This is a genomic window from Schaalia cardiffensis (assembly GCF_016405145.1).
In the GTDB taxonomy this organism is placed as follows: Bacteria; Actinomycetota; Actinomycetes; order Actinomycetales; family Actinomycetaceae; genus Pauljensenia; species Pauljensenia cardiffensis.
The window spans coordinates 1-3,950 of record NZ_JAEKIA010000026.1 but is presented as its reverse complement, the minus strand read 5'-3'; the positions used below and the strand labels follow the sequence as shown (position 1 = coordinate 3,950).

General features: G+C 56.8%; 2 protein-coding genes. One reads left to right on the top strand and one right to left on the bottom strand.

Going from position 1 to position 3,950, the window contains the following annotated elements; all coding sequences use genetic code 11:
• Positions 1-196 precede the first annotated feature (196 nt).
• The gene (locus JFX23_RS09195) at positions 197-907 is read right to left on the bottom strand and encodes a TetR/AcrR family transcriptional regulator (RefSeq protein WP_005965328.1); all 711 of its coding nucleotides are present in this window, start codon (positions 905-907) and stop codon (positions 197-199) included.
• Between the two features lie 181 nt (positions 908-1,088).
• Between JFX23_RS09195 and JFX23_RS09190 the strand changes: the two genes are divergently transcribed.
• Entirely contained in the window at positions 1,089-3,560 is a 2,472-nt protein-coding gene (locus tag JFX23_RS09190) for a YhgE/Pip domain-containing protein (protein WP_198776642.1), read from the top strand.
• Positions 3,561-3,950: the final 390 nt, after the last annotated feature.

Sequence of the window (3,950 nt, the reverse complement as noted above, 5' to 3'; positions counted from 1 at the left end):
TTCCCGATGCTCCACCCCCCACCCCTCTTTCACACACACCAATGTCTGCAAGTGGTGCACCAGACACGCCAACACACAACCGGGTGCAAACCCGGATTACTACTGCAAAGACGCACAACCCCACCCAACACACACAGAGCACAACGCGTCGAAGAAGACACAAAACACGGCACCAGCCCGAAGAACCCAGATGCTTCTAATGGCTCGGAACCGTCAACTGCACAAGCAGCGTTGGCGCAATCCTTTCGATATACGCCTTCAAATCATCATCCCGCTCCGCCAGGCCAATGCACATTGAACGTTCGGCACACGCCAAGAACAGTTCAGCCGTGTCAATCGGGGAGAGAATGCAGTGCCTGCCGGTTTTTTCGAGAGCCGAACTCAGAGCGCGTCCGAGATGTTCTTTGAAAGCTCGGTATTCGATGCGCATTTCCTCTCTCGCTGTGCAGCTGCGTGCTAAGTAGCTGACGATCTCTGTGTGGAGGAGATGAAAGGCGCGTGATATCGGCATAATCTCGAGGAAACGGCTCGCTAGTTCCGTGGCGTTTTTCGAATCGAGGACGAGTGGTAGGCGCTCAGAATTGAGGAAGGCTTCGAGGGACTCGTCCACGGCCTCGGTAATGGTCCTCCATTGCTCGTGTGCGAGGCGTTCGATGAAGTGCTCCATGTCGGAGAAGTTGGAGTAGAAGGCGCCGCGGCTGAATCCTGCGAGGCTGCAGAGATCTTTGACGCTGGTTCCCATGATGCCCTGTTCGATGAAGAGCTGACGGCCAGCTTCGAGGAGAAGGGCTTGGGTTTCGGCGCGCCTATCGCTCGGGGGCATCGATGCGAGCTTTTTGAGCGTTGCCTTGCGCGCAGAGATTGTGTGCCCAACGTGGAGCGGGGGCGTACTGGCCTGCTTCGTCACTACGTCTCCTCCATGCGCTACTCGGTAGGGTTTCTTCGCCCTTGCTGCTGGACTCACTCACACTATCCAAAGGATACAGGTCTGTATTGAAGTGATGGATACACATGTGTATCGTTTTGCTTGGCGCGATTTCAGGCTCGCACCTTTGGCTGTGAACATCGTGCGAAGGGATGTCATGCACATGAAGAAGCTGAACGGATCCCACCTTGGGAACACCATCGTCATCATTGCGGTCCTCGTGATCCCCCTGCTGTATGCCGGACTTCTCACTTTGACTTACCAAGATCCAACGCATCGTCTTGGGACGATGACTGCGGCGATCGTCAATTCTGATTCTCCTGTTACAGCCGAACTCGTCAACGGCGAGGAAGAGACCTTCTCCTTGGGCTCAGAGCTCGAATCTGCGCTTCTCGAACCGCGCAAAGGAGAAGATGTCGGTTTCACCTGGAAAGCGATGAGCGCACAGGAGGCTGAGTCGAGGATGAGGACCGAGGATGTTCGTGCGATCCTCTACATCCCCGAAGACTTCTCGAAGAACGTATCGAGACTTGCCACCGATGAACGCGACGAAGCCACAACGCAGGAACTGAGGCTCGTCACCGATGACTCCATCAACTATCTGGCCGGCACCATGGCGCAGAGCGTGGCTGAGGAGATGACGAACCGCATTAACGAGCATGGAGCCACGCGGATCGCAAATCATCTCATCCTTTCGATCCAGAGCGTCAGAACAGGCCTTGTAAGAGCACAAGAGGGTGCGGATACGCTCCAGCAGGGCAGCGACACGCTCAGCCTTGGCATCGCTGATCTCCAGACAGGATCGGTGACACTGACTAGTGGTCTGGAGGTCCTCGACACCGGCGCGCACGCAGCCCTCACAGGGGCGCTTGAGCTTTCCTCGGGACTGAACAGGCTCGCAGAAGGAGCGCAACAGACCTCAGCTGGATCTGGCGATCTCGCCGATGCTACTGTCCGCCTCGCCGACGGCACGGCTTCTCTCACAGAGCAGGCAGGGCACATGGCCTCGGGTGTCGGGCAACTCGCTTCGGGAGCGTCCTCGGCACTCAATGCATCAGGAGCCATTGACGAGGGCGCAGCAGCGATCAACGAGGGGGCGAAGAGGCTCGACGATGCACTCAATCGCTCTGAAGGGGGTGCCCCAAGCCTGAAGGAGGGGGCGGCGAGCGTCGCCGGAGGCTTAGCGACTGTACACAGCGAACTGATGGAAATGGACGGCTTTTCTCTGGGCGCTGCCATTCAAAGCGGTGAGCAGCTCGAATCAAGCATCGCATCCTATTCGGGGACGGTCGATCAACTCGCTGCAGCATGCGCAGCTGCGGCCGATCAATCAACGACCTGCCAAGCCCTGCGCGAGCTATCGGCGCAATCCCCGAATCTGAATCATGGTGCACGACAGCTCAACACCGCCCTCGTGGCAGCAGATACGACGCTCAATGAGAAGCTCGCATCAATGAGCGAGGCGCTTGTCCAGCTCGTCTCTGGTGCGCAAAGCGTTTCCGAGGGCGTTGGTGCTGCTGCAACGGGCGCCTCCCAGCTATCACTGGGCTCCTCGGAGCTGTCCGAGGCCGCGCATCAGCTCAACAGTGGACTATCCGCGGTGTCACAGGGCCTGAGTGACCTCGAAACGAAAACTCCGCACCTCGCTTCTGGTGTCGAAGCTGTGGATGCGGGAGCTCAAAGAATATCGGACGGTACCTCGCAGATCTTTGAAGCTCTTCAATCACTTTCACGAGGAAGCAGCTCGGCAGCATCGAACACATCAGGTCTCGTCTCAGGCCTCAATGAACTCGCGCAGGGGACGAGTAGTGCCGCACAGGGAGCTTCCGCCCTCGCTGATGGAATGAGTACGGCCCAACTCGGAGCCTCGACCCTCGCGAAAGGAAGCGGCACACTCTCGGAACAACTCGACAAAGGAACGAATCGTATTCCTCTTCTCAACGAGGCTGAGCGAAGCCATAGTGCTGAGGTTGCTGGCAAGCTCGTGGATGTTGAATCGGACCGCTTGAATGGCGTCGTGAACAACGGTGCCGGATTCACCCCAATGTTCATGTCTTTGTCCCTATGGGTCGGTGCAATCGCCCTCTTCCTCATCCTTCCGGCGCTCGACAAGCGCCCGCACGCAGAACGGTGGTGGAAATCGGCAACACGCCCGGCTGCAACAGCACTCTTCTTGGCAATAGGGCAAGCCGTCATCATGATGCTTGTGGTGAATGCCGTCGGTGAGCTTCATGCAGCGAACATCCTTGGACTATGCGCAATGGCGATCGCCACATCGTTGTGCTTCGTGGCTGTGAATCAGGCGTGCGTTGCGGCTTTCGCCTTCAGAGGACGCTTCTTATCTATCGTTCTCCTGAGCCTTCAGATCACCTCCATGGGTGCGACCTTCCCGATCGAAACCGCGCCCCGCTTCTTCCAGTGGATTCATCCTCTTTTGCCAATGAGTTACACACAGCTCTCTTTCCGTGCGCTCATTTCGGGAGGGGCTGGCGTTGACGGGACAATCGAAAAGACGCTCATGATCCTCTTCCTTTGGACCGTAGCTGCAATTCTTGTCACATTCATAGCGGCAAAGAAGCGCAGGGGTGGTTGTCCATTGCCGGTGGATAACGCTCTTGCGCCGACTGCGGCATGAGCTGATCTCCTGAATCGGATGTGGATATTCCGCTTCAGGGCGCGCATTTCTATTGTGGAGACGGGGCGTACACCTTTTAAGAGGGTGCGCCCCGTCTCTTCGTAGCTACTCGTGGGTGTGGTGGGTGTTACGTTGTGTGGGTTTGACGTGGGTGGGTGGGGGTGTGTAGGTTTGTGTTTTGTTGCTGCGGTTCCTGGTTGTGGGGTTGTGGTGGTTGCCTTGCCTGGTTGTGGTGCCTTTTTGGGGTGTTGTGGTTGGGTGTGGGGTGTTGTTTGTGAACTCGATAGTGTGTTTGTTTTTTATGCCTGTTTTTTGTTTTTGAGTTGTTTTTGGTTGGGATTGCCTGCTGTGCTGTTGTGGTGTGGTGGGTTTTTCTGGGCTTTGACGTTT

Excerpts from the sequence above, each read along its gene's own strand:
- JFX23_RS09190 (WP_198776642.1), top strand. The coding sequence starts at position 1,089 with ATGAAGAAGCTGAACGGATCCCACCTTGGGAACACCATCGTCATCATT.